Genomic DNA, 26,584 nt, shown 5'->3' on the forward strand with positions numbered 1-26,584 from the left:
CATCTAATGATTGGCGTCTAGCCGTTATGCCGTTCACTCCAGTTTAGTGAAACGCAATTGAGCAATCCGCGAAGGCGGTAAGAACGAATCTGACCGGGCGTTTTCCCAGTAGTGCTCAAAGACTGTGTGATGGCAGTTCCCGGTCAGCAACTCGTTAGGCTTCAAGAACGTGAAAAGCTGATCGTAGGATTGAATCTCATTTTCTGACACCCGCCGGATAATGTGCTCTGGGCCCAGCTCACTGGTATGACCAAGCCCGGCGGCGGCGAGCATCTCTGCCAACGCTCTTAGGGTGTTGCGGTGGTAGTGATAGACCCGTTCAGACTTATCGGCGACATCCAAATGCTGCCCCCGCTTCGGGTCCTGGGTTGCCACCCCGCTGGGGCATTTATCGGTATGACAGTTGAGCGCCTGAATACACCCCAGTGAAAACATGAAGCCTCGACCGGCGTTGCACCAATCGGCTCCCAGGGCGATAGTGCGGGCAATATGAAAACCGGACATGATCTTGCCCGCCGCTCCAATGCGAATTTCGTCACGCAGACCAGCACCCACCAGCGTATTGTGAACCAGAGTCAGCGCCTCGGTTAGCGGTACCCCGAGCCGATTGATAAATTCCAGCGGCGCTGCCCCTGTGCCGCCCTCGCCTCCGTCAACCACAATAAAATCTGGCCGCTCGCCGGTTTCAAGCATGGCTTTGACAATGGCAAACCACTCCCATGGATGGCCAATCGCCAGCTTGAAGCCCACCGGTTTACCTTCGGAAAGCTCGCGCAGGCGGGCGATAAAATGCATTAACGCCAGCGGCGTTGAAAACGCCGTATGGGCGGCGGGTGAGACAACATCCTCGCCTATCGGTACGCCCCGCGCCTCAGCGATTTCAGCAGTCACCTTGGCGCCTGGCAGAATGCCTCCATGACCGGGCTTTGCCCCCTGGGAAAGCTTGATCTCGATCATCTTCACCTGATCGTCGCAGGCATTCGCCGCAAAGCGCTCCTCGCTGAAGGTTCCATCGTCGTTACGGCAGCCGAAGTAGCCCGAGCCTATCTCCCACACTAAATCACCACCGTGCTTGCGATGGTAGCGGGAGATCGATCCCTCACCGGTATCGTGATAAAAGCCACCCTTGTGCGCTCCGGCGTTAAGCGCCTCAATCGCATTGGCCGACAGCGAACCAAAACTCATCGCCGAAACATTGAACACACTGGTGGAATAGGGCTTACGGCAGCGGCTGCCGCCCACCTGAACACGAAAATCGTGATCGTCGATAGTGCTGGGTTGAAGGGAATGATTGATCCATTCATGGCCCGGCTGATACATGTCCAACAACGAGCCAAACGGCTTCTTGTCGCTTTCATTCTTGGCACGCTGATAGACCACCGCCCGCTGTTCCCGCGAGAAAGGCCGCGCGTCCAAGTCCGACTGGATAAAATACTGCCGAACCTCCGGGCCTATCGACTCAAGGATATAGCGTAGGTGGGCCAGGATGGGGTAATTACGGCTAACGGTACGCCGACGCTGACGTACATCGTGGACCCCAAGCGCCGACAGCAGGCCGAAGACCACCACGCCCCACAGCCACATCATTGAAAACATCAGCCCAATCAGCGAGATCGCCAACAGCAACAAACAGGCAATAAAGGTGGCATGTCGGAGAGGAATGCGGGTAAGCCCCCGGGGGTTGATCATAAGCGTACAAACTCCGTTTGAGTCGTTTCACACCACATGGCGAAACCGCCTAGCATAACGCAGAGAGTGCACGATCGACCAAGCCGCTTTTACCCCATGACGGGCGCATGCTGCGCCATCAACTCGACGACCCAATCGATGAACACACGCAGCTTGGCGCTGACGTGTCGATTGGGTGGAAAGGCGATGTACATTGGCATCGGCTCCAGGTGCCAATCATCAAACAAACGTACCAACTCGCCGCAAGATACGTGATCCCTAGCCATATAATCAGGCAACCAAATAACGCCGAGCCCCGCCAGGCCCGCGGCAAGCCCAGCATTGCCATCGTCGACCGAGATCACATAGCGCCCCTGCACGGTGACACGCTCTGAGTTGCGGTGCAGGGCATAGGGAAAGGCAGAGCCTGTGCGTGCCCATCTGAAACCGACAATGTAGTGAGGCGGGAGCGACAGTTCTTGGGGGTGTGAAGGAACACCTGCCCTTTTTAGATAGTTTGGTGCAGCGTAAACACCCAGCGTCAGATCACCCACGCGACGTGCCATCAAAGATAAATCGGTAAGCTCTCCGCCCCGAACCACACAGTCCACGCTTTCATCGATTAAATCCACCATGCGGTCACTGACGCCCATATCGATTTGAATATCGGGATATTGAGCGTGAAAAGCAGGTAAGGCAGGAATCAGGATCATGCGAGCGAAAGGGCTGGGCACATCTACTCTCAGTCGGCCGCGAGGCAACACCGAGGCGTTGGACAGGCTGGTTTCGGCATCATCCATATCAGCCAGCAGCTTGATGACGCGCTCGTAGTAGGCGGCACCGTCCGCCGTGACGTTAACCTTGCGGGTGGTGCGATTGAGCAGCTTGACGCGCAGGCGCGCTTCCAGTTGTTGCACGAGCTGCGTCACGCTGGTCTTGCTCATGTGAAGTGTGTCAGCCGCCTTGGTAAAGCTGCCCGTCTCCACCACCCGAGCAAAGGCCTGCATTGCATTGAAACGATCCATGGTTGCGACAAGCACCTCGTGATTGTTTGAAAACTACAAACAATGTTGAACAGAATCCCCCGTTTATCCACCACAAAGGCAGGCCTAAAGTGATATCACCGTAACTCACCGGTCGAATTCGACCACTGAAGGAGATTCACATGGCTAAGCGAGACGTCGTTTTTCCCCAGGGCCGCCAGGCGCTTTATGAGCAGAACACCTATTCCGCCGCCGTCCGCTCGGGCGACTTTCTGTTTGTGTCGGGCCAGGTCGGCAGTCGTGAAGACGGCTCCCCCGAGCCGGACTTTGCATCTCAGGTGCAGCTTGCCTTCGACAATCTACACAGTGTCCTTGAAGCAGCGGGGGCAAGCTTCGACGATATCGTCGATGTGACGAGCTTCCATACCGACCCGGAAGCCCAATTCCCTATCTGGTTGGAAGCCAAGGCGCGCGCGTTTCCGGAAAAACCCTACCCGAACTGGACCGCGGTCGGCGTGACGTGGCTGGCGGGGTTCGACTTTGAAATCAAGGTCATTGCCAAGCTACCCGAGTAAACACCCTGATAACTCAAGCGCCTACTCATCTCGGCTGAGCAGCGCTTCTACTGGCGGCCCCGATAGTTTTCTGCAAGCGCAGCGCGTCACGCTTTGGTGGCATCTTGAAAAGGCGACCGTATTCGCGAGTGAACTGAGAGACACTCTCGTACCCGACTTCAAAGGCGGCATTGCTCGCGGTCACACCTTCGTCAAGCATCAGGCGGCGTGCTTCGATCAAGCGCAGCCGCTGCTGGTATTGGCCCGGCGTTAGCGACGTCATGTGTTTGAAATGCTTGTGAAACGAGCTAAGACTCATGCCTGCCTCAGTCGCCAACTGTTCCACCGGCACACGTGACGTGTAGTTAGCTCTGAGAATCTCGATAGCGGCCGCGAGGCGGCTTGCGTAGCTATCCGGATCGGCAATCTCACGCAGTGCATTGCCGTGAGGCCCCGAGAGCAGCCAATAATGCAGCTCCTGCATGATGCCGGGACGCAGAAGCGGCGCGGAATCGGGGCGATCCAGCAGTTTTATCAGCCGGGATGCGCAGTCAATCAACTCGGCTTCAGTGTCTTCGGCGAATAGTGTCTGCATCTCGGATGGGCGCTGGGTGCGGGTGCTGCCCATATGCGCGGTAAGCTCGCGCAATATTCTTCTATCCAGGTCAATCGCAACGGCCAGGTAGGGCTCGTCCTGACTGGCTTGGATAATCCGTCCGACGACCGGCATATCCGCGCTCACGAGCACCGACTCCCCACCAGCGACCACTCGGGTCTGGTGCCCGACCGTCATCCGCTTTGCCCCCTGTAAAACCAGGCAAACCAGCGGTTTGTAGACCGATTGCAAATCACCGGCGGGGGTTTCGACGCACATCATGCTAAGCCCGGGCACTGAGGTGAACACCAAGCCATCGTGATTGGCGTGGTGCTTGGCATAGACTTGAACCGCCTGTTTGAGTGAATTCATCTGCTTTCCTCTCGCCGCCTGTTGATCAACGTTAGCATCCATCAACAGGAAACTCGCTGCACTTACAGGATTAGGCAAGTTTTGCGCATGGGCTGGCAAGCCCCGCCGTCACTGAATGATTAACACTGGGGCAGCTCGGCGATCACACCCACGCCGAAGACATTCGTCATACCGAGTTATTCAGAAATGGAGGCGTTAACCATGAAAACATCAGGCAATACCATGCTCATTACCGGCGGTGGTTCCGGGATTGGCCGCGAACTAGCCTTGCGATTCAACGCGCTGGGCAACACTGTGATCGTCGCCGGGCGGCGCATGGAGCCGCTAGAGGAAACCATTGCAGGCCAGCATGACATGCACGCAATGGCCCTCGATGTCGAAGACCCAACGGCCATTACCACCTTTGCGGAGCGCGTCGTCGCCGAGCATCCCAGGCTCAACGTTTTGATCAACAATGCGGGCATCATGCGCCGCGAGGACTTGACCAGCACCCATGACCTCATTGATGCCGAACAGACGATCGTCACCAATCTGCTCGGCCCGATCCGACTGACCAATGCCCTGACCGACCACCTGGTCAACCAACCGTACGCCGCCATCGTGAATGTCTCCTCAGGGCTGGCGTTTGTGCCGTTAAGCGGCACGCCTACCTACAACGCCACCAAGGCAGCCATCCATTCCTATACGATCTCGCTCCGCGAGCAGCTCAAGGGCAAGGTTGAACTCATCGAGCTGGCCCCACCTGCGGTACAGACGGAGCTGACACCTGGGCAGTCGACCCGCGAAGGCTATATGCCGCTTAATGACTATATGGAAGAGGTCATGACACTGTTTCACAAGCAACCCACGCCCAAGGAAATCCTGGTGGAGAACGTAAAGTTCCTGCGTTGGGCGGAGCGCGACGGACACTTCGATCAGGCGGTCGAGATGCTCAGTAAAATGTAAGCCCTTTCCTCTAGCCTTCTAACTGGCAAATGCACTGTTTGCTGACGCACTGCAGTGCATTCTTCCATTGACTCCAACTGATATGGATAAAGCAAAGAGAGGTGAAGACAACTCCTTACTTCAACGCTAACTCAATATTACGCTCTATCAACTTCAATGTTTTTAATTACCCGAGCAGGATTACCGCCGACCACCACATTATCCGGCACATCCTTAATAACGACGGCACCCGACGCAATAACAACGTTATTGCCTACGCTAACGCCCGGGTTAATGATGGCACCGCCACCAATCCAGACGTTATCTCCAAACCTAATCGGCTTTGCGTACTCTTTACCCGCATTGCGCTCATGCGGATCGAGGGGATGCGTGGCCGTATAAATCTGCACATTCGGCCCCAGCATGCAGTTATCGCCAAAGCGTATTTCACAAACATCCAACAGTATGCAGTCGAAATTGGCAAAGAAGTTTTCACCAACATGAATATTATATCCATAGTCCAGGCGAATATTGGGCTCTACATAAAGACACTCCCCTGTAGAGCCAAATAACTCTTTTAACGCTTTCAAGCGCTGAGCGTCGGTTTCCAGTACTTGATTGTACTGCCTCACTTTGCGCCTTGCTTCCTCCTGCTCTTTTCTCAATACCGGGTCAGCAGGATTATAGAGTTCTCCTGCTAGCATCTTGTCTTTTTCTGTTCGCATTAGTCGCTTTCCTTGCTAGAGCCCCATGTTAATCAACCTCGGCCTTTATTGTCTCGCGCCGGTTCGTCGTCGAGCGGTGCAGCAAATTCACGATATCATCGACACCACGGTAGACAACGGGAATCACTAGCTGGCTCAGAAGCGTAGACGTGATCAATTCGCCAATGACCAGGAAGGCCATGGCGGTCTACCGCCGTTTAATAGCATACTGATACGCATAGATTACCTATAGAAACTAAACGTTTTGGGTGGTTAACATAGCGGTTCTCTCGTCTCTGCTCGCCGTTAGCCAAGCGCCTATCATTCGCGAGAAGGAGGAACGCATGATGATCACGTCACGGGAAGACCTGGATGCCATCAAGCAGTCGTGCCAGGCAATGGTCACGAACAGCTCACGCCTTTCAGCCGGCGCGGCGATCATCCCCCTGCCGGGGGTGGATGTAGGCTCAGACGTCGCCATCTTGATGCGGCTGATCCCCAGGATTAATCACCAGTTCGGGCTAACGCCTGACCAAATCGAAGGTTTGGATACCGAAGCCAAGCTGTTCGTGATGACGGCCATTTCCAACACGGGCAGCAAGATGGCGGGGAAATACATCACCAAAAAGCTGATCGTGATGCTGCTACAGAAGATGGGCGTCAGGGTCGCTGCAAAAGGCGTCTCCAAGTTCGTACCCTTCGTTGGCAGCGCCGTGGCAGGCGGCATCAGCTACACCGCCATGAAGATGATGGGCAACCGTCATATCGAAGACTGCTATCAAGTTGCCCTGGCAACGCTGGAAAATGACCGGGAACTGGTTGTTATTGCAGAGGACCCGGCAAAGTCACTAAGCCGCGATGATTAGGTTATCAGCGTCATGACGCTCACACCGGCTTGCTTCGAGCGATCAAAATAGGTGGAAGCCTCTAGCAGCGGGTAGGGGCGCAAGGAGGCAAGAGGCCTTGCTTGGCATCCTTTTGCTGTACCCTTGAGCGACAGCCAAAGTGATCTCCGATTATGGCCCCGCTGACACCAAAACCAATCGGCATCATTCGATCCCGGGCCGGTGCGTCAGACCTTTATTCCAAACAGCTTTTCTGCATTCCGGAACGCAATTTTTTCCTTGGCGTCACGGGGCAGATCCACCGCTCTAAACCAGTCGGTGCCTTGCTTCATGTCTGCAAACGGGTAATCCGTTCCAAACATCACCCGATCCACACTGATGTACCTCAGCAAAAGATGAAGCAGTTCATCCTGGAAGAATGCGCTGGTTGTGTACCAGAAATTGTCACTGAAGTATTGCCCGATAGGCTTGTTCAGCGAGTCTTCAGTCGACTCGCTCATATCTCCCACGATACGCTCGTAGTAGAACGGCAGGCCCTCTCCCATATGGCCGATAATCATCTGCAGTTTAGGAAATTTATCAAACACCCCAGTGATGATCAGTCGAAGACATTGAGTCAGCACCTCCTGGTGCCATCCATATCCTGAACCGCTGAAAATGTAGTTCTGGAACAATTGGTCATACCCTGGCCGCATGGTGTTGTAATAAATATTGAACACGTCTTCCGGGGGGAAGCCTGGATGCAGGTATATCGGCACATCAAGTGCCTCGGCGCGCGCCAGAAGTGGCTCGAAATCCGGGTGGTCGAGGAATTTGTTGCCAATGAATCCATTGGTCATGGCCCCCAGAAAGCCATCTTCCCGAACGGCGCGTTCCAGTTCGTCCGCTGATGCTTCCGGGTTCTGCAGAGGCAAGGTTGCATAGGCCTGGTACCGCCCCGGGTAGGTGGCCATCGGGCCATCGGCAATCATCTTGTTGAGACGATAGGCGAAATCGATGCCCTCCTGACCAGGGACATTCTGCACGCCCGGCGTATGCGCGGAGAGGATTTGAACATTGATCCCCGCCTTATCCATTGCGCCGATGCGGCCAGGGCCAAGTTCTGCAAGACCCGTTTCCCTGAGGTACTCTACGTGTTGATCGTTAATCGCGTTCAGCGCGATCAGTTCCTCGGTAGTATAGGTCTCTTCCGTGGCGATAAATGGCAGATCCTGGTCTCGCAATGCGATGACCGATTTCTCTGTCGCAGCAGCACTGGAGATAATGGTAGGCGCGGACAACCCGGCACCAACACCAAGTGCCGCCGCGCCAGTTAGAAAACTGCGGCGTCCCATTGTCAGACTCTTTAGTTTTTTTTCGATCTGTTTCATGACAATTTCTACTCCGATGTTTGCGTTGCGTGGTTTGGGCGCAGCTTGAACCGCCCCAGGATATTGCCGATGTCATCCACGTAGCTGTACACCACCGGGATAACCAGCAGGCTCAAAAGCGTTGAAGTGAGCAGCCCACCAATGACCACAAAGGCCATGGGAGCCCGGAAGCTGGGATCGCCCGCCCAGCCCAAGGCGATCGGCATCATGCCCGCCCCCATGGCAATGGTGGTCATCACGATGGGCCGGACACGCTTCTTGCAGGCATCAACAATGGCGTCCACGCGCTCCAACCCATGCACCCGACGGGCGATAATGATGTAGTCGACCAGCAGGATCGAGTTCTTGGTGGCGATGCCCATTAGCATGATCAATCCGATCATGGCGGGCAGCGACACGGGCGTCTGCGTGAGGAACAACGCCAGGAAAGCCCCGGGGATGGAGAGCACCAGCGCCACCAGAATGGTGACCGGCTGCGTGAAATCCTTGAGCAGCAGCACCAGCACCATATAGATACACAGCACGCCGGTCAGCATGGCAATACCGAAGCTTGAGGCAAGCTCCTCCATTTCCTCCGCATCGCCTTCTGCGGCCTGAAACACGCCGCGCGGCAACTGACGTAAACTGGGCAGTGCCTGCACGGCCTGTTCGATTTCCCCCAAAGGCTGCCCTTGCAGGCTCACCTCGAAATTGACGTTGCGCAGACGATCATGCCGGGTAATTTCCGAAGGACCGCTGCTCCACTCAAAGGTAGCCACGCTCTCCAGCGGCACGGGTCCGTTCGCACCAGGCACGGGTAGCCGTTTAAGGGTCGCCATATCCTCCCGCGCGGCATCCGCCAGTCGGACCATCACCGGCACCTGACGCGAGCTGAAGTTCAACTTAGGAAGGTCCTCAGCGTTGTCGCCCACGGTTGCGATGCTCAGCGTGTCGGCGATGGCCTGAGCCGAGACCCCAAGATCAGCGGCGCGGGCAACATCAGGGCGTACAATGAGTTCAGGCCTGACCAGGCTGGCCGTCGAACTCACCGCACCGATGCCGGGAATAGCGCGCATCTCCCGCTCGACTTGGCGAGCATGCAGTTCAAGCACCCGGCTATCCTCACCGGCGAGCACCAACTCATAGCCATCCCCCTCGTCGCCTACGCGAGTTCGCACGCCGGGAAGTGTGGCGAGTGCAACGCGCAACTGCTGCTCTATGTCTTGCTGAGTAACGCCCGCGCGGGTTGCGCGTTCCGCCAAACCAATGGTCAGTTCCACAGAGGTCACATCAAAGTCACTGCTGCCGGAGTTCTCACCGATGGCCGCAAAAACGCTGACGACATGCCGTTGCGTCACCAGCCGTGAGCGTGCCTGCTCGGCAAGCGCCACCGCTTCAGACAAGGTGCTACCGGGCGGCAAGGTGAGCGTCGCCTGCGTCTGGGAATTATCATCGGGGGGTATGAAGGTTCCCGGCAGGGTCGAGGCCAGCCAGATACCGCCTGCAAAACAGGCCGCCGCCGCGAGGAGCGTTGTCTTACGGTGGCGCAGGCACCAACGGGCAACGACCAGATAGTGGCTGATCCAAGCTGGATCGCGAGGGGGGTGTTGGGGTGCGCGCAGCAGATATGCAGCCAGCATGGGCGTCAGCAGGCGCGCCACCAGCAGCGAAAACAGCACCGCTACCGAGGCCGTCCAACCGAACTGAACGAAGAATTGCCCGACGGTGCCGCTCATGAAGGCGGTGGGCAGAAACACGGCAATCAATGTAAAGGTGGTGGCGACGACAGCCAGGCCAATTTCCGCCGCCGCGTCCATGGCGGCCTGGCGCGGGGGCTTGCCCATTAGCAGGTGCCGTTCGATGTTCTCAATCTCGACAATAGCATCGTCCACCAGCACCCCGATCACCAGCGAGAGCGCCAGCAACGTCACCACATTGAGCGTGAAGCCCATCAGGTGCATGAACGCGAAGGTGGGGATGATCGAGAGAGGAAGCGTGACCGCCGCAATCAGTGTCGCCCGCCAATTGCGCAAGAAGCAGAACACCACCAGCACCGCCAGCGCCATCCCCTCGAATAGCATGTGCAAGGAGCCTTGATAGTTCTCCAGCACCGGCCCGACGAAATTGAAGGCCTCTTCGATCTCGACATGGGGATATTGCACCTGCAACGCCGCGAGCGCAGACTGCACCCCCTCGGCCACATCCACCTCGCCGTACCCCTCGGCACGGGTCATCTCGACGCCGACAACGGGCGCGCCATCAAGCAATGCCATCGAGCGCCGCTCGGCCACGGTATCGGTAACCGTCGCCACCTCATCAAGGCGAATGCGCCGACCGTCGCTGAGCGCCAACTCCATTGCCGCCAGCTCGGCGGCGGATTCAGCGTTGGCAATGATGCGCACGGCCTGTTCGGCGCCGCCGACATCCACACGTCCACCGGGCGCCTCCAACTGCGCCTGGCGCAGCTGGCGTGAGATATCCAGCGCTGTCGTATTCAGTGCCAGCAGGCGGTCCGGATCCAATGCCACGCGGACTTCGCGATCGACCCCGCCGATACGCCGAACCGAGCCAACGCCTGGCACCGACAAGACGGCCTTGGTCATTTTGTCATCGACGAACCAGGAGAGTGCCTCATCGTCTAGATCGGAGGAGGTCACCGCGTAGCGTACAATCGGCTCACTGAAAAACTCACCCTTCCGAATCACTGGATCACGCAGGTCGGCGGGTAGCTCCGTGCGAATGCGAGCAACCGCGTCGCGCACATCCTCAAGAGCCTCTTGCAAGGACTTTTCCAGCCTGAATTCGATAGCAATGTCGGCATTGCCATCCGTCAGCGTTGTAGAGATGTTTTTGACGCCGGATATGGTAGCGATGGCGTCCTCGATCTTGCGGGCAACCTCGTTCTCCACCAAGGCAGGGGCCGCCCCCGGCAACGAGGCGGAGACCTCCACAAGGGGCAGCTGCACATCCGGCAAGTCCTGAATAAACAAGCCTCGGAAGGAAATGAGCCCCCAGAAGGTCAATAGGATGAAGAGCAGAACCACCGGAATAGGATTGCGAATCGCCCAGGATGAGGTATTCAACGTCATACCCCCTCCTCGACGTCGGTCTCAATCACCCGCACCTGGTCACCATTGCCGAGAAACGCACCGCCAGAGGCAACCACCCGGTCATCGGGCTCAAGCCCTGAGACAATTTCGATTCGATCCTCAGTGTGCTGGCCGAGGGCAACTTTCTGCTCCGTTATCTGGCCTTCATCGCTGACGCGATGGACGTAGCCAAAGCCATCGCGTAGCTGAACCGAGGCGCGGGGTAGCGTCATCACCTGGCGGGTGCCCAGCTCGAATTTACCCCTTGCAAACATGCCCGCTCGGGCGACGTCGCTTACTGGAAGATCGACATAGACCAGGCCATTGCGGGTAGCGGTGTCCACTAGCGGCGCGATGGTGCGCAAGCGCCCTTCGAGCTCATATCCACCGGGCACGGTGACCCTGGCAGTCTGGCCCGGTCGCAGCTTATTCAGATCGGACGCGGCGACCTCTGCCCGCCACTCCAGGCGACCATGGCGCGTCAACCGAAACAGCTCCTGATCAGTGCCGATGACAGCGCCTACCGTGGCTGTACGGGAGGTAACTAAGCCATCGTCCGGGGCGACCACCTCCGTCTGCGCCAGGCGTAGCGCTTGAGCTTCATTCTCGGCTTGTGCAACATCTAGCCGCGCTCGTGCGGTGAGCTCGGCGGTTTCATATCGCTGAATCTGCTGTTCTGAAAGCGATCCGGTGGTTTTCAAACCGCGGGCACGCTGGGCGTTGGCCGTTGCTTCCGCAAGCGTTGCTTCGGCTTCCGCCACGGCGGCGCGGCTTCTCGCCAGCTCTGCGCGCACCGTGGTGTCGTTATAAACGGCCAGCACTTGCCCTTCCCTAACCTCATCACCCACATCTACCTTGACGTCTACCAGCCGCAGGCCGCTAATTTCGGTGCCGATACTGATCTCCTGCCACGCCGCGATATCACCATTGGCCGCAATCGTCGTCGGAAGTGTCTGAGATTCTAAGGTCGTCACGTTGACGGATAGTGAGGGCTGCGCCGTCGGTTCGGCGACGGCATCGCTTTCCGACGACACCGCCTGCATACACGCCAGCGCGGCAGCGCTGGCGATCACGACAATCATAATGCCGAAATACATTTTTCTGGTCGGAGGTGACATAATTCAGGCCTGTTCCAAAATGTTCTGTTCGTTGATGAAAAACGACATCAAGCATTTCTTTTGAACCACTATCGGCCTGCCTTCCTTTCTCATTTCTTACTGAGGTAACGTTTTAAAAAATCCGGCACCAGTAAGAAACGCGTAAGATAGCGCTCCTGATGATGGCACTTCCATACCGTTCTCACTTACACACTATGCTAGGAGTGCAACCATGAGTTCTCATCAGTCGCTATTGCTGAACGGCCGCCTCATCACTATGAGATTGGCAACCGCCACCTTTATTGGTGGTCTTGTTATTGCCTCTCCGTTGGCGTTCGCTGACGAAGAATATTCAGACGGAACCACTTGGGGATTGGGCATAGGTGCAATAAGCGAACAGGACCCCTATGCCGGTATCGACAGGGAAAACACCCCCTTCCCCTTGTTCCAGGTCGAAAACCGGTACATTAGTGTCTTCGGTCCGGAAATCGAATTTAAACTGCCGAGTCTTGTCATCAGCAACTCACAACAGCTCAATTTCGGTATCGTCGCCCAGTACGATGAGAGCGGCTACGAGCAAGGCGACGCCAAAATTCTCAACGGCATGAACGAGCGCAAAGGGGGCTTCTGGGCGGGGGCCAACGTGGAGTGGGAAAACGAGCTGTTCGAGGTCAGCGCCGAATGGCTCACCGACGCCTCCGGCAACAGCGACGGGCAGCGCTTCGACCTAGGCCTGGAGAGAACGTGGGAATTCGGCGAGCATATAATGCTAACCCCACACGTGGGAGCGTCCTGGCAGAACGACAAGAACATCGATTACTACTTCGGCGTTCGCGATAGTGAAGTTCGCTTCGATCGCCCTGCCTATTCAGGGGAATCGGGTGTCAATATCGAGGCGGGGGTGCGCGGCGTGTACCAGTTTGACCAGCATCACTCTGTGCTGATAGGTGTTGAGGTCACGAGCCTGGCGGACGAAATCAAAGATAGTCCGCTAGTGGATCGTTCGACCCAAAACGCCGTGTTAGCTGGCTATCTTTATACCTTCTGATGAGCCGCATACTGTTGATCGAGGACCACGACCGGCTAGCGCATTTAATGTGCAATGGGTTGGTGGCCGCTGGCATCGCCGTTGATGTGGTCGACCGCATTGATTCGGCTTGGGCTGCCGTGCAGCAGATGCCCTACCAGGCACTGGTGCTCGATCGCGGCTTGCCGGATGGCGATGGGCTGCTATTGCTCAAGAAGTTGCGCAACGCGGGCCTTAGCGTGCCCTGCCTGGTGTTAACAGCCCGCGATGCGCTGCATGACCGGCTAGAAGGCCTCGAAGCCGGTGCCGACGACTACCTTCCCAAACCGTTTGCCATGGATGAGATGGTGGCACGTGTCCGTGCCTTGCTGCGCCGCCCGGTGGAATTCCACCCCATCGATACGAGTTATGGCGACCTGAGACTGCATACGGAAAGCGGCGTTCTGTTTAGCGGCGACAAGAGCATTACCCTCGCGCCGGCGGAGCTGCACATCATGCAGTTGCTGCTATACAAGCACGATGAGGTAGTCCGCCGCAGCGCGCTGGAGGCGGCGGCCTGGGGGCTAAGTGAGGCGGTGACACCGAACGCCCTGGATGTCGCCCTGCACCGTTTGCGCCGAAAGCTTCTTGCTATCGGTTCGCGCCAGCGGATCGCCAACGTCAGGGGGATGGGATATGCGCTTCGTCAAGCGGATGACGCTCAATAGCCTCAGGCTGAAGGTGCTGCTGGCCTATTTGGCGGGTATGGTGCTGAGTATCACACTGCTGGTCATTGCCGCCGCAGTGGTGCTTCAGAGCGATCTACTGCCTCGTATGGATATGGCCGACGCGGCCGAGGGGCTGGTGGATAATATCGAGTTCGACAGTCGTGGCCGGCCCGTCGGTTTCGACGCCAGCATGAACGACCGCGCTTGGCTCTACGAAGGCCCACAACGCGAGACGGCGTACCGGATTCTGGATGATGCCGGGAACGTGGCAGTGGCCTCGAGTGCCGGAGAAGCTTTCTGGCCAGCCGACGGCGAGGCTCTACGTTTGGCGCGTGGCACCTTTTCCTTTGAGTATGATGACAGAACTTTCTACGGCGCCACGGAGCCCTTTGAGCATGGTGGAAGAACGTGGTATCTGCAGTTCGTCGCCAGTTCAAGATTCGTTGATGTCCTCTATCTCGTCGCCTTTCCACTGGTGGCAGCGGGCGTACTGGTGTTTGGCTTTGTCATGTTCGTTGCCTTCGGTCTATGCGCCTACATTACCTTGCGCTTAACCCTCAAGCCGCTGCGCGATGTTTCCAAATCGGCGGCGGCTATCTCGCCGCGCTCTATAGACGCCCGGCTCGATACGGACGCCGTGCCTGTGGAAATTGCCCCGCTGGTACATAGCTTCAATCACGCTCTGGAACGCCTTGAGCGGGGTTATCGCCTCCAGCAGGAGTTTCTCGGCCACGCGGCCCACGAGTTAAAAACGCCCCTGGCGCTGATCCGCGGGCAGGTTGAGTTGCTTGAGGAAGGGCGAAATGACCGCCAGGCGCTATTGAGCGATGTCGAGTACATGACCCGGCAAGTGCAACAACTGCTACTGCTGGCCGAAGCGAGCGAGGCGCACAACTACCAGTTTAGCGTTGTTCGAATGCACGACATCGCCCACGAAGCTTCCACCTACTTGCAACGCATGGCGGAATCCGCCGACGTTCATTTAACGGTACTTGCCGCGGATCAAGGAGTGACATGGAAGGCCGATCGCGGGGCATGCTTCACCCTGCTCAAGAACTTGCTGGAGAACGCTATTCAGCATGCTCCCGAGCAGACGCTCGTCAGCATGGAGATCCAGGAAAATATAATAACTGTGCGTGACCGTGGCCCAGGCGTCGAACCAGAACAATTGGCCCTGCTGTTCTCACGTTTCTGGCGTGGGGCGCATCGGCGCGACCATGGCGCTGGATTGGGGCTGGCCATCTGCCAGGAGATTGCCATGGCACACGGTTGGGTGCTTACGGCCCACAACGCCCACCCCGGTTTGGCCATGACGCTATGCAGAGCGAGCGATGCCAATGATAGCGATTGATTTAAAAGCGCTCTGTAGCGCATCACGCCCAATGGATCGAGTGATCGTGATAACCATCAGCTTACCAACGAGGTTGCTATGCAAATCTTAAGGCGCCAACCCCTGAATCCGACCAACCTGCCCGATACCCTGGACGAAGGGCACAGCCAGGCCGTGCTGGTCCAGGGTGGATGCCGGGTGCTGATGTCCAGCCAGGTAGGCGTCGATACCCAGGGCCACTTGGCGGGGCCTGAGCTGGCAGCGCAAACAGAGGCCGCACTGGACAACGTCGAACGGTTGCTATTGAACCTTGATGGCGACCTTTCGCGGGTAGTGATGCTGAGAATCTATCTGGCCGAATCGGCCCGTTACGAGCAGGACGTGGTAATGGAAGCGCTTAAGCGCCGCTTCTCCAGTGCGCCACCAGCGGCCACCTGGCTGATGGTACACGGCCTAGCCGAACCGGAATGGTTGATCGCTATCGAGGCCGAAGCGGTGCTGCCAGGGTTCACCTTGAACAACTGAATCATCGTCGGCGCTCATGGCGTCCTTGTTCTGCTTGTAAGCTAACGCCTCGCCCGTTTACCCGACCATTCCCGGTAAGCAACGCATAGCGACGCGCTGACAAAGGTAAGCACCCACCGATGGAGACTTCCATGTTTCTTCGCCTAAGCGTACTGCTTTCCGCCCTGGTATTGCTGGCCTCTTGCGCCGTACCGCCGGACTCCCCGCGTTTCCAACCTTCGGGCAGCCTGCCGCGCCATGATCAACCAAGCTTCGATGAGTACGTTCGCGACACCCGGGCGTGGATTGCCGACAATCGCGCCTTCATCGGTGACGACCGCCACCGCGAGATAGCGCTCAACGCACCGTTTGAGCGCCGTCCGGCGACACAGGCAAAACGCGGCATCCTGTTCGTGCACGGATTGGGCTCAAGCCCTTGGTATTTCACGGATATGGCCAGCGCCATGGCGGAAGACGGCTGGCTGGTACGTTCGATTCTGTTGCCCGGCCATGGCAGCCGCCCCGCCGACCTGATGTTGCCGGACCATGACGATTGGGAAAGCGCCGTTGCCCATCACACCAAGCTGCTTGCAGATGAAGTTGATGAACTCTGGTTGGGTGGCTTCTCGACCGGAGGCAACCTGGTCACCACCCATGCGTACCACGACGACAATGTCGACGGGCTGCTGCTGTTTTCCCCAGGCTTTTACCCCGATAGCCATTACCTGTTTCTTGCCCCGGCAATTGCCCATTTCTGGGACTGGCTCGACATCGACGACGAGGACAATATCGTCACGTACCGGTCGCTGCCGTCGCGCGGCGCCTCGCTGTATTATCGCTCGGTCAGTGCCGTGCAAAAAAACCTCCATGCCGAGCGCTTCGATAAGCCCGTGCTGATGACCATGAGCCAGCACGACAGCGTTCTCGACCCCGACGCGACGCTCGATGCCTTTCAAACCCGCTTTACTCATCCGTCATCACGCTTCGTATGGTACGGCGACACCCCGGCTCACCTCGACGATCCCCGCGTTACGCCCCTCACCAGCTACCTGCCCGACCGGCGGATCAGCAACTTTTCCCACATGAATGTGCTGTTTGCGCCGGAGAATAGGTATTACGGGGAAGCGGGAAGCTACCTCATGCTGGAAAACGGCCAGGACGACCTCACCCCGCCCGATGACCCTGACACCCTGTGGTTTAGCGCATGGGGGCAGCGCGATGCGGACAAATACCATGCCCGATTAACCTGGAATCCTTATTTTCTCGAACTCCTCGACAATATCCGCGAGGTGACAGGTGACTAAGCGACGAAAAATCGACTGAAGTTAGCAGGATTCCTTGAGATGAGCCGCCCGATCAATAGTAACGAAGGTCGAGCGATCGCCGTATAGCACATGAACGTTGAGAAAAAACAGGTGAAATAACATGCTTATATCCAAGTCTTCACTATCCAAGTATTTTTTTCTAACGCGACGCGTGGAAGAGAAGACTTTATTTTCAAACGTTTGGTTATCTGATGCTCCTGAAAGCTTAAGCCATTTACAGCACTTTGCTTTACGCATAGCAACTTCTTTAACTCTTTTTCTAGCTTTACCCATTATCATGCTTGATGCAAAGTCAATTGAAATCATCATTGCCGTCTTCAGTGTTGAAGCTAGCACGACAGCCTTCATGTTTTCCAAAATAAAATCAAAAGACACGACAGCTTGGCTGCTGAGTCATATTGAGGATGAGATAATAGAACTCACCAATATAATAGGAGTGGCAGGTACTGGATCTCTCGTCGTTATATATATGTTGGCATAGAATTAGCGATAGAACCTCGACAGCGCTCTGAGTACCTGGTTCGACACCCGGGCCTCAAGCTGGATATCGTCGAGTTCGTTCATGCGGTAGTCATAGACTGCAAAGGCACCTGTCGGGTGCACGGCCACCTGATAGTCGGGCATCAGGATGCCATAACCCATGTAGCTGCCTGAAAGCATCCAGTCGCGATGGGGGGCGGCGTCCAACAGGCTTTGCCCCAGGGTGTAATGCTGAGGCGCCGACTCACAGTCGAGTAGTTCCTCGAGCAGCGTCGGTGCGATATCGGCGTGGTGCGTTCGCCGCTTCAGCGCACCACCGGAGCGTCCCGGCAAATGCATCACCAGCGGGACCTGGACCTGCTCCGGCGTATAGTTGCTGCCATGTCCCCAGTAGTTCTTGCCATGTTCGTTGAAGGACTCACCGTGGTCGGAGGTAATCACAATCGCCGTATCCTCAAGCCGCCCACGACGTTCCAGGTCATCGAGTACCCGCCCCAATTGCTGATCCACATAGCGCGCCGCCGTGCGATAGCGGTTCCAGTAAGGTTCGGGGTCGAAGTCAGGCCCCAGGCTCAGGTGGTTGATATGCTCCCAATAGGGCGTGAAGCGCGGGAAGTCTGGCGGATGGCTATAGCCGTGCACGGCGTCATAGAACAGGAAACCAAAGAACGGGCGCTCATCTGACTTTGCCTCTTCGTTGTCCATCCAGGCTAGCCAGTCATCGGTGACCTGCTGATCGCGCTCCCAGGGCTCGCCCTTTGCTGGCTCCAGCGAGACATCCTTGAGGCCGGCAAAAACGTTACGGTCAAAGGCAGGGCTCACCAACGTCGCCGAAGAGAGAACCTGAAAGCGGTAATCGGCGGCCTTTAATCGCTCCATCAGCACCGGGGGCGTCTGGCTGGCAGTAAATGCATCCCAGTAGGTGACGGGCAGGCCATAGAAGAGGCTGAAGACGCCGGCCTTGGTGGAATTGCCACCACTGATATGCTCACGCGCCCTGAACCAACCGGGTTGATGGGCGTACCGGTAAAGATTCGGCATCACCTCAGGCGTGAGCATGTCGTGACGCAGGGTATCCAGCAGCACCAGCAGCAGGTTGTCGGTAGACACCGACGGCGAGCAGCTCAGGGGCGCGGAGGGGTAGACCAAATCCTGCGCCTCGCCCTCCGTCGCCTCGAGATCCACCCGATCACGTACCGCCTGGGGGTCGACCCACCCGTGCTTGACGAAGAAGCGCTTGGCAGTGGCCGGATAGAAGACCGGCACATGACGCGTCATGCCGGTGATGTCGCGGTCGTAGTGGGCATCCGCCCAGGCATGCCAACCGTGCACCCCCAGCAGGGCCAACAAACTCACTACCAGCATTGCGCCCACAGGCCGTGACGGTGGACGCCGCCTGAACAGCAGCCCGAGACCACCCTGCACCGCCAACATGCCCAGCACGCCACCGACGGCCAGTGCCCAGGCAACCCATGAGAAGCTGAACACGTCTCCCCCGGCGTTGAGCAGCAGGTCAAGGATGAAGCCGCTCAGGTGGAAGCGATACTGAGCGTAGACGAAAGTATCAAGCAGCAGCAACAGCTGCAGGCCACTCGCCCACAGGGTCGTCATCAGCCATAGTCCGATGCCGCGTAAAAGCGTGGCCAGCAGGAACATCGGCAGAGCGGCCAGCCATACCAGCAGCGAGAGATGGCCGAGGAAAACCATCAGCAGGTAGCTCCACTGCTCGGCCCCCTCGGGCTGGATATAGCCGACATAGCGCAGCGAGATCATCCAGGTAAGCAGCAGGTTGGCCAGGGTCCAGGCGCCAAGCCAGCGCCACCGGTGCAGGAGTCGGTAGATCATGCGCGAAGTCTCCAAAGACCAGAGGCCCTTCAGTCAACGTTGAATGGAAAGCGTGTTGACTGTCACAGCCGCTCACTTACTGAAGACTTACGCAATACTTCTTTATCGTTCCGACCCCCGCCAAGACTTCTTAAAGACGCATTACCGTACAGCCTCGTCCCATGCGACGAAGATCAATCCATGCGAGCGCTGGCGTCCGACCAAAAGGTCAGACACGGTGCCGAATAAGCCGGCACCGTCCGATTCGCATTTGTTATTGTCACTAGATTGTCGCTTTCACATTTCAGCGACGTTTTAGTCACATCCGCTTTGCTAACCTGTCAAAGTTTCATCAAGGCAGCGAGGCCGAGCCACTAATGGGTCTGCGACCGGGTTATGCCTGAAAGGGGAGATCAGCAGATGGGAAACGTGCTTGGAGCGGCACCGGTTAGAGTGCTGATTGTCGAAGACAACCGCGACATTTGCGAGAACATCGCTGCGTATCTTGAAAAGCATAGCTATGTTGTGGATTTTGCCTATGACGGTATCAGCGCGATGTACCTGGCGTTGACGAATCCATTCGACGTTATCGTCCTGGACCTGATGCTTCCGGGGATGGATGGCCTAAGTTTCTGCACAAAGCTGCGGGCCGATGCCAAAGTAGAAACGCCCGTGCTCATGCTAACGGCGAGAGACACGCTTGACGATAAGCTTAAGGGGTTCGAGGCGGGCGCCGATGACTATTTGGTCAAGCCATTCGCCTTACAAGAGCTACATGCGCGACTGCAGGCGCTTTGCAAACGTAGTCACGGAAAGACTGACGACCTGTTGACGGTTGGTGATCTGACGATGAATAGATCCACGCTGCAAGTGCATCGTGCGGGTCAGCGCATCGACCTTACCCCTGCCGGCATGCGACTACTGCAACGCTTGATGGAAGAAGCGCCGTCTGTTGTGGCTCGCGATGACCTCGAAACCTTGTTGTGGGCTGAGGAGCGCCCCGATGGCGATGCGCTTCGCTCGCACTTGTACAAGCTGCGCCAGGCTATCGATAGGCCGTTTAATAGTCCGTTAATTCACACCGTGCATCGCATCGGTTACCGAATTGCAGAGGATACTCAGTAATGTACCGGCACAGTTTACGCACACGTGTCGCCATTGCATTTGCAGTGTGCGTAGCTGTACTGAGCGTGGCCTGGGGGCTCGCTTTCTTCGCGGCGATCAGGTTTACCGAAGACCGGGTGCTCCAGCATCAGCTGCAGCGTGCCGCAGAGAGCTACCCCGCTATGCCGATGAACCTTCGCGGATACGATGAGATCGGTCGCTTGCCTGAATCACTGCGGGAATGGGCGCAAACCAATCCCGATGAAGGGTTGTACGAATTCGAAGAAAAAGAACTGCATGTCGCGGTAGTACCGACCGACAATGACCAGCAACACGGCTTTGTGGTGTTCGATGTTGCCGGGATTGAAGCGGCGTCGTCAGAGGATTGGTGGTGGCTGCTTTTTATTACCGGTGCCGTTGGAGCACTCGCGACGCTTGGTTTCGCGCTGGGCGTGGTGGTTATGCGCAAAGCCGTCGCCCCCGTGGCGCAACTCGCCGAAGCGGTCGCAGACATCGACCCGGAACGACTATCGGCCGAAGATCATAAACGCATAGAGGCCAGCCGATTCGGTGATGATGAGGTTGGCGTGCTCGCCAGGACCATCGAGAAGACGCTTGAGCGTATCAGCGCATTTGTTGAGAGGGAAAGATATTTTACCAGTTCAGCCAGTCATGAGTTGCGGACGCCGATCACGGTCATAACAGGCGCACTTGAGCTGCTGGAACAAAGCAACCTTTCAGCGACCGATGTGAAGGCGCTTGATCGAGTGAGGCGCGCAACGCTCGATATGAAAACCACGATTGAAATGTTCTTGTGCCTCGCTCGCGAAACCGACGACGGGTTATATGACGAGCAGTTTTTAGTGATGCCGCTGGTGAGCAAGGCTATTGATCAGCAGCGCTACCTGCTGACCCGCCAGTTCGTCGATGTGGATATCGACGAACTCGCAAACCCCAAAGTCAACGGACATCCGCAGGCCTTTTCTATTGCGGTCAATAATCTGGTGCGAAATGCGTTCGAGCATACGCTCCACGCGCACGGCCCGATCACGATTCGTATTAAAGAGCATGAGCTCCTGGTCACCAATCAGGTGAGCAGTGACGCTGAAAAGCGGCACGCGCCGACTGAGGTGTCCTCTTCGCGGGGTTATGGTCTTGGTCTGGGTATCGTGCAACGGCTTTGTGAGCGCAATGGCTGGTCGTTTTCGCTACTCGCTGATGAGAAGCGTGTCGTCGCCCGTCTTTCATGGTGATCCAAAAGACCAGGTTAATACAATTCTTCAAATGGCGGTTCAAGGAAGTCAGCTCTGACTTTATTACGGCCGCATAGGTAGGCAACCGGGGGGTACAGGGTGACCTTTATACGCAAGCCGCAAGCGTCCGCCGCAGAGTCCGCGCCTGTCGCGTCTCAAGGTAGAAAGAGACAAGTTTCAAAGACGCCACCGATGGATATTGTCCATCTAAAGAGCATGGTCAACGCAACCTTGCTGGAGCTTATGCCAGCTCAGGAAACATCGCCCACGCATCTGCATCAAGGCATGCATTACGCCCTGTTGGGTTCAGGCAAGCGCTTGCGCCCGCTGCTTACGCTTCTAGCTGCGAATGTGGCCACTGACAGTCACACCCTCCGTATGGCCTGTGTGTCGGAACTGGTGCATACCGCTTCGCTGATTCTCGACGACCTGCCCTGCATGGACGATGCGACTATGCGCCGCGACCGCCCCTGCACGCATATACGCTTTTCCGAAAGCACCGCCATTCTTGCCTCAACCAACTTCCTCAACCTCGCGTACGGGGTTATCGCCGATTGCCCCAACGTGGATGCTTCCACCAAAGTCGCCGTTAGCGCTCATCTCAGTCATGTTATTGGTTCTATGGGGTTAGTGGGCGGACAGATCGCTGATTTACAAAATCACCCCGTGGGCACCAAGAGCGCCATTGAGCAACTCTACCACCAGAAAACAGGCTGCCTGTTTGAGTTTGCTGTCGTTACCGGTGCACGACTTCGGGGGCTGGATGCAGAAGTGATAGACGCATTGACGCGCTTTGCCCGTGCCTTTGGTCTGCTGTTTCAGCTTTACGATGATATGTTGGATCACAGTACCTTTGTGCAGGAGACCGGTAAGGACGTGCAGCAGGATAGTGCGAAAACCACCTTGCTTTCTCTTTACACACCCGAAGAAGTTCGCGGCGCATTGAGCAATGCACAAGCCATGGCAAGAGAGCAATTGCGTAGAGCCGGATACGATGAATCCTCACTCGCAGCGCTCGTGGAACAACAGTTCGTTGCCTTCAACGGTGCGGCGCAAAGGCTTGGGGTTTAGACCTTGCGAATGACGACGACTGCAGCACTCACCATTGATCGACTACGGGTTGTCTACGGCAGCCACAGCGCCTTAGACGACGTTTCTTTACAGGTACGTCCAGGTGAAATACTCGGTATCCTCGGGCCTAATGGTGCCGGGAAATCGACATTGTTGCGCGCCATCACCGGCAAGCTGCGCCCCCGTTCCGGGCAAATATTCATTGCCGGAAAAGCGCTTTCTCCGGGTAAGGCCTATCAACACTCCATCGGCTTCACCCCCCAGTTCCTGGGTTTATACCGGCACTTGACGGGGCGGGAGAACCTGGCGTTTTTCGCGCGCTGCACAGGTGTCAGCCGCCACCAGATGCCCGCCCGGGTCAGTCAAGCGCTGGAAGAAATCGAGTTAACAGACAACGCCGATGTGCGGGTCGACCAGTTGTCCGGTGGTATGCAGCGGCGCTTACACCTGGCAGCCACCCTGGTCTCCCACCCTTCTCTGCTCGTGCTGGACGAACCCACGGCCGGGGTCGACTTGGGTGTGCGCCTGTCAATCCACGACCTTATTCGCCGCCGCGCCGAGCAAGGTGTGGCCGTGGTCGTTGTGACCCATGAGTTAGATGAAGCTGAAGTGCTATCCCACCGCGTCGCCCTTCTTCATCAAGGCCAACTGAAAGCCCTGGACGAGCCCCAGGCGTTGATACAGGAAACCTTCGGCAACCGTCAGCTATTCGTTGTGCGTACGGTTCACATGCTGCCCCCGGCACTCTGTGAGCGGCTGCAGGAGATGGGTTTTCGCCCTCGCAGTGATGAGAGTAGTGATGAGAGCAGTGAATGGTGGCTGGAAAGTGACCTGCCGCTGGATAGATTGATCGACCACCTCTACCGCGACCTGGGCGGAGCACGTGAGGCCATTGCCGAGGTATCGATACGCCGACCCGGATTAAAAAACGTGATGCAGCAGGTTACCGGTGCCCGAAGCGATACTGCGGTGGAGACAGTGTCATGAGGGCAATTTTCCGAGTGATGGTCCTGGGCTTGTGGCGTGACCGCGGTGCGTTACTCATGGCATTTGCTTTGCCCAGCCTGGTATTCGCCATCTTTGCCAGCATCTTCTCCGGCGCCACGGAAGGCGACTTGCACTTGCGGGTCGGTCTTGTGGTGGAAACCGAAGATCAACAGATGCAAGAGTTTGCGCAGTACCTGACGCAGACCGAAGAACTGGAGATGACGGCTCTACCCGATTCGGGCCGCGCTCAACTACGGGAACAAGTGCAACAAGGCAATTTCGACACGGGGGTGATCGTTCACGGGCAACCAGACACGGACAACGATCCGCTGTTTACTATTGTCAGCGAACCCACCCGTGAAATTGCCGCTCTGTCTCTACAGGGCTGGCTGCGCCAAAGCCTGGTCTCCCAGCAACCGCAGGTTCTTGTGCAGCGTCTTGCGCAAACCACAGAAGCTCTGGTTGAGGGTTTCTCGCCCGAACAACAAGCACGCCTGGACGCCGCTCTGGAAGCCATGGCCAGGGACCCGGGCGAGGCAGCGATCGAAGACTTGCTTATCGAGCTAGATCCCGTCTATGGCGAGGCGACAGCGTCAATATCTGGGCTCAGCGGTATCGCCTACTATGCTGGCGCCACCGCCATTCTGTTCCTGTTGTTGTCCGCCGTGAACGCGGGCATGGTCAGTTTGGAAGAGCGCCAAAACGGTATCGCCGAACGCCTTCTACTGAGCAAAGCGGCGCATTCGCGGTTACTGCTGGGCCGGTTTCTGTTTTTGTTGAGTCTGGGATTTTTCCAGGCCAGCGCTATCTTCCTGGTCGCCAGGTTCGGGTTTGGGCTGGAGATAGAGCGCGCTTTGGCGAAAGTCATTGTCATGGCAATTGCCTGCGCCGCCGCCAGTGCCGGGCTGGCACTTTTACTCCTGTCGCTGTGTCGAACAACGCAGCAGGCGACAACCTTTTCTTCGTTTTTTGTGCTCATTGTTTCCAGCGTAGGCGGCTCAATGGTGCCACGTTTCATGATGCCTGACTGGTTGCAGACGGTGAGCCTGTTCACGCCGAATGCCTGGGCGATTGAAGGTTTTTACGGAGCGTTGATTCGCGGCGACAGCTGGGCTCAGCTAGCCCAGCCCGGCGGCATCCTGGCCGCCGTGGCACTGGTAAGCCTGCTACTAGCTGCCCTCCCCTTATTCAAGACGCCGGCCTAAGAGAGGTTGTAAAACATGATGGACTGGTTATGGACGCTCATGCTTGTGATAGCGGCTTTCCTGGGGATGGAAGTGTTCGCCTGGTACGCCCATAAGTACATTATGCACGGCTGGGGCTGGCGCTGGCACAAATCCCATCACGAACCCACTGAGGGCGTGTTCGAGAAAAATGACCTGTATGTTGTGGTGTTTTCGCTGGTGGTGGTCGGCATGTTTGCGGTGGGAGACCTTTACTGGACGCCACTCATGGCTATCGCATCAGGCATCACGCTTTACGGCGTCGCTTATTCTCTGTTTCACGACGGTATGGTTCACCAACGCTGGCCGATTCGCTGGCAGCCAAAGAGCGGCTATTTGAAGCGTCTGGTCCAAGCTCACCGAATCCATCATGCCGTGCGTACTCGAGAGGGGGCTGTGTCCTTCGGCTTCCTTTACGCGCCAGATGTCAGGAAACTCAAAAAACGCCTAAAGCAGCAACGGGCTGCATCTCCAGCGGGAGCGAGACATGACCGATGACAGTATGGTGAAACGCAAGAATGATCATCTCGACATCGTGCTGGACGCTCGTCGGGCTAACGCTCGGACCCTTACGGGATTCGCCGACTATCGCTTCGCCCATTGCGCCCTGCCACAGCTGCACCTGGACGAGATTGATCTGAGCGCACGACTTTTCGATAAACCCATGAAAGCGCCGCTGTTGATCAGTTCCATGACCGGCGGCGCCGAACGGGCCAAAACGATCAATCATCACCTGGCAGAAGCCGCCCAACACCTGGGTATCGCCCTGGCCATCGGCTCCCAACGAGTCGCCCTGCAGTCTGGCAACGATCATGGCCTGACCAGGCAGTTACGACGCATCGCCCCGGATATTCCACTGCTTGGCAATATCGGCGCGGGTCAGCTTCGGGAGCCCCAGGGGATCGACTGGGCGCGCCGGGCGGTGGAGATGATCGAGGCGGATGCATTGATCGTCCACCTCAACCCCCTGCAGGAGGCCGTGCAACAGGGCGGCGACCGGGACTGGTGTGGCGTACTTCAGGCCATCGGCACGCTGGTCACGTCGCTCGAAGTGCCGGTGGTGGTCAAGGAAGTCGGCGCGGGTATCTCCCCCGAGGTGGCCCGGGCGCTGGTGGAAGAAGGTGTGGCGATGATCGACGTGGCCGGCGCCGGCGGCACCAGCTGGGCGGCGGTGGAGGCGGAACGCGCGACAAATGAGCACCAGCGCCGGGTCGCCATGGCCTTCGCCGGCTGGGGCACCCCCACCGCCCAGGCCATTCGAGCGGTGCGCCAGACCCTGCCGAAGACGCCTTTGATCGCTTCCGGCGGCATTCGCGATGGAGTGGACGCCGCCAAGGCCATACGCCTGGGCGCGGACCTGGTGGGCCAGGCCGCCGCAGTGCTCGAGAGTGCCACCGAATCGAGTCAGGCGGTGATCGAGCACTTCGAGGTAATCATCCAGCAGTTGCGCATCGCCTGTTTCTGTACCGGCAGCGCCGACCTGCATGCCCTGCGTGCGGCGGTGCTGCTGGATGATCGCGGCGTCCCTCTGGAAGCGCCCCATGGCTAGGCATATCGCCGTCATCGCCC

The 26,584-nt window shown here is 57.4% G+C and carries 24 protein-coding genes and 1 pseudogene; 16 read left to right on the forward strand and 9 right to left on the reverse strand.

Translation table 11 applies throughout. The features are described from left to right. Positions 1-33: 33 nt before the first annotated feature. Together R3F64_RS14800 and R3F64_RS14805 are read right to left on the reverse strand one after the other, a co-directional pair. Positions 34-1,689, reverse strand: a complete 1,656-nt coding sequence (locus tag R3F64_RS14800; RefSeq protein WP_199284773.1) for an FMN-binding glutamate synthase family protein — start codon at positions 1,687-1,689, stop codon at positions 34-36. Positions 1,690-1,778: 89 nt separating this feature from the next. Then, positions 1,779-2,693: a LysR family transcriptional regulator gene (locus tag R3F64_RS14805; protein ID WP_085920188.1), complete on the reverse strand. Its 915-nt coding sequence runs from the start codon at positions 2,691-2,693 to the stop codon at positions 1,779-1,781. Between the two features lie 140 nt (positions 2,694-2,833). On the opposite strand from R3F64_RS14805, the gene R3F64_RS14810 reads away from it, so the two are divergent. Further along, the gene (locus tag R3F64_RS14810) at positions 2,834-3,226 is read left to right on the forward strand and encodes a RidA family protein (protein WP_264824439.1); all 393 of its coding nucleotides are present in this window, start codon (positions 2,834-2,836) and stop codon (positions 3,224-3,226) included. Positions 3,227-3,251: 25 nt separating this feature from the next. Here the strand turns inward: R3F64_RS14810 and R3F64_RS14815 are convergent, their stop codons facing one another. Further along, on the reverse strand, positions 3,252-4,172 hold the full coding sequence (locus R3F64_RS14815) for an AraC family transcriptional regulator (RefSeq protein WP_264824440.1): 921 nt from the start codon (positions 4,170-4,172) through the stop codon (positions 3,252-3,254). 201 nt (positions 4,173-4,373) lie between these two features. Between R3F64_RS14815 and R3F64_RS14820 the strand changes: the two genes are divergently transcribed. Further along, a complete protein-coding gene (locus R3F64_RS14820) occupies positions 4,374-5,117 on the forward strand; it encodes an SDR family oxidoreductase (protein ID WP_268901059.1) in 744 nt (247 codons plus the stop codon). 137 nt (positions 5,118-5,254) lie between these two features. Here R3F64_RS14820 and R3F64_RS14825 read toward each other — a convergent pair whose 3' ends face one another. Continuing rightward, complete coding sequence (locus R3F64_RS14825) at positions 5,255-5,821, reverse strand: sugar O-acetyltransferase (RefSeq protein WP_199284770.1); 567 nt, start codon at positions 5,819-5,821, stop codon at positions 5,255-5,257. Between the two features lie 28 nt (positions 5,822-5,849). Further along, positions 5,850-6,002, reverse strand: coding sequence for a hypothetical protein (locus tag R3F64_RS14830; protein WP_176243727.1), 153 nt, complete (start codon positions 6,000-6,002; stop codon positions 5,850-5,852). A gap of 142 nt (positions 6,003-6,144) precedes the next feature. On the opposite strand from R3F64_RS14830, the gene R3F64_RS14835 reads away from it, so the two are divergent. After that, the gene (locus R3F64_RS14835) at positions 6,145-6,666 is read left to right on the forward strand and encodes a hypothetical protein (protein ID WP_422823505.1); all 522 of its coding nucleotides are present in this window, start codon (positions 6,145-6,147) and stop codon (positions 6,664-6,666) included. 206 nt (positions 6,667-6,872) lie between these two features. On the opposite strand, the gene R3F64_RS14840 is transcribed toward R3F64_RS14835, so the two are convergent. Genes R3F64_RS14840 through R3F64_RS14850 form a run of 3 tightly spaced genes read right to left on the reverse strand, consistent with a single transcriptional unit; the run spans position 6,873 to position 12,201 of the window. Next, complete coding sequence (locus R3F64_RS14840) at positions 6,873-8,015, reverse strand: amidohydrolase family protein (protein WP_332612277.1); 1,143 nt, start codon at positions 8,013-8,015, stop codon at positions 6,873-6,875. An 8-nt stretch (positions 8,016-8,023) separates the two neighbouring features. Beyond that, positions 8,024-11,083 carry an efflux RND transporter permease subunit gene (locus R3F64_RS14845; RefSeq protein ID WP_332612279.1) on the reverse strand — a complete coding sequence of 1,020 codons (3,060 nt, stop codon included), beginning with the start codon at positions 11,081-11,083 and terminating at the stop codon, positions 8,024-8,026. Further along, positions 11,080-12,201, reverse strand: coding sequence for an efflux RND transporter periplasmic adaptor subunit (locus tag R3F64_RS14850; RefSeq protein WP_332612281.1), 1,122 nt, complete (start codon positions 12,199-12,201; stop codon positions 11,080-11,082). The genes R3F64_RS14845 and R3F64_RS14850 overlap by 4 nt, the downstream gene beginning before the upstream one ends. 211 nt (positions 12,202-12,412) lie before the next feature. Here R3F64_RS14850 and R3F64_RS14855 point away from each other — a divergent pair, with 211 nt between their 5' ends. The 6 genes from R3F64_RS14855 (at position 12,413) to R3F64_RS14880 (ending at position 17,554) form a co-directional block, all read left to right on the forward strand. After that, positions 12,413-13,228: a MipA/OmpV family protein gene (locus tag R3F64_RS14855; protein WP_199284767.1), complete on the forward strand. Its 816-nt coding sequence runs from the start codon at positions 12,413-12,415 to the stop codon at positions 13,226-13,228. Next, positions 13,228-13,914: a response regulator transcription factor gene (locus R3F64_RS14860; RefSeq protein ID WP_085920258.1), complete on the forward strand. Its 687-nt coding sequence runs from the start codon at positions 13,228-13,230 to the stop codon at positions 13,912-13,914. Before R3F64_RS14855 ends, R3F64_RS14860 begins: the two co-directional genes overlap by 1 nt. Next, complete coding sequence (locus tag R3F64_RS14865) at positions 13,883-15,265, forward strand: ATP-binding protein (protein ID WP_264824445.1); 1,383 nt, start codon at positions 13,883-13,885, stop codon at positions 15,263-15,265. Before R3F64_RS14860 ends, R3F64_RS14865 begins: the two co-directional genes overlap by 32 nt. A gap of 78 nt (positions 15,266-15,343) precedes the next feature. Continuing rightward, positions 15,344-15,769: a Rid family hydrolase gene (locus R3F64_RS14870; protein ID WP_085920260.1), complete on the forward strand. Its 426-nt coding sequence runs from the start codon at positions 15,344-15,346 to the stop codon at positions 15,767-15,769. 131 nt (positions 15,770-15,900) lie between these two features. After that, a complete protein-coding gene (locus tag R3F64_RS14875; RefSeq protein ID WP_264824447.1) occupies positions 15,901-17,052 on the forward strand; it encodes an alpha/beta hydrolase in 1,152 nt (383 codons plus the stop codon). Between the two features lie 121 nt (positions 17,053-17,173). After that, positions 17,174-17,554 (forward strand): hypothetical protein, encoded by a 381-nt coding sequence (locus R3F64_RS14880; RefSeq protein ID WP_332612286.1) that lies wholly within the window; start codon positions 17,174-17,176, stop codon positions 17,552-17,554. A 2-nt stretch (positions 17,555-17,556) separates the two neighbouring features. Here the strand turns inward: R3F64_RS14880 and R3F64_RS14885 are convergent, their stop codons facing one another. Next, entirely contained in the window at positions 17,557-19,398 is a 1,842-nt protein-coding gene (locus R3F64_RS14885; RefSeq protein WP_332612288.1) for a DUF3413 domain-containing protein, read from the reverse strand. 399 nt (positions 19,399-19,797) lie between these two features. On the opposite strand from R3F64_RS14885, the gene R3F64_RS14890 reads away from it, so the two are divergent. From R3F64_RS14890 to fni, 7 genes and pseudogenes are all read left to right on the forward strand, one after another. After that, positions 19,798-20,502: a response regulator transcription factor gene (locus R3F64_RS14890; RefSeq protein WP_085920264.1), complete on the forward strand. Its 705-nt coding sequence runs from the start codon at positions 19,798-19,800 to the stop codon at positions 20,500-20,502. Between the two features lie 161 nt (positions 20,503-20,663). Further along, on the forward strand, positions 20,664-21,734 hold the full coding sequence (locus R3F64_RS14895) for a sensor histidine kinase (RefSeq protein ID WP_332612290.1): 1,071 nt from the start codon (positions 20,664-20,666) through the stop codon (positions 21,732-21,734). 192 nt (positions 21,735-21,926) lie between these two features. Beyond that, positions 21,927-22,805, forward strand: coding sequence for a polyprenyl synthetase family protein (locus tag R3F64_RS14900; RefSeq protein WP_268901066.1), 879 nt, complete (start codon positions 21,927-21,929; stop codon positions 22,803-22,805). Between the two features lie 84 nt (positions 22,806-22,889). Beyond that, positions 22,890-23,792, forward strand: a pseudogene (locus R3F64_RS14905) (ABC transporter ATP-binding protein); the annotation flags it as partial. Further along, positions 23,789-24,997 (forward strand): ABC transporter permease, encoded by a 1,209-nt coding sequence (locus tag R3F64_RS14910; protein ID WP_199284759.1) that lies wholly within the window; start codon positions 23,789-23,791, stop codon positions 24,995-24,997. The pseudogene R3F64_RS14905 and the gene R3F64_RS14910, both read left to right, overlap by 4 nt. 15 nt (positions 24,998-25,012) lie before the next feature. Continuing rightward, the gene (locus R3F64_RS14915) at positions 25,013-25,513 is read left to right on the forward strand and encodes a sterol desaturase family protein (RefSeq protein WP_233337354.1); all 501 of its coding nucleotides are present in this window, start codon (positions 25,013-25,015) and stop codon (positions 25,511-25,513) included. Further along, a complete protein-coding gene (gene fni / locus R3F64_RS14920) occupies positions 25,503-26,564 on the forward strand; it encodes a type 2 isopentenyl-diphosphate Delta-isomerase (protein ID WP_085920269.1) in 1,062 nt (353 codons plus the stop codon). Before R3F64_RS14915 ends, fni begins: the two co-directional genes overlap by 11 nt. The last annotated feature ends 20 nt before the right edge of the window (positions 26,565-26,584 follow it).

The sequence above is a fragment of the Halomonas sp. 5021 genome, from assembly GCF_036663435.1.
In the GTDB taxonomy this organism is placed as follows: domain Bacteria; phylum Pseudomonadota; class Gammaproteobacteria; order Pseudomonadales; family Halomonadaceae; genus Vreelandella; species Vreelandella janggokensis.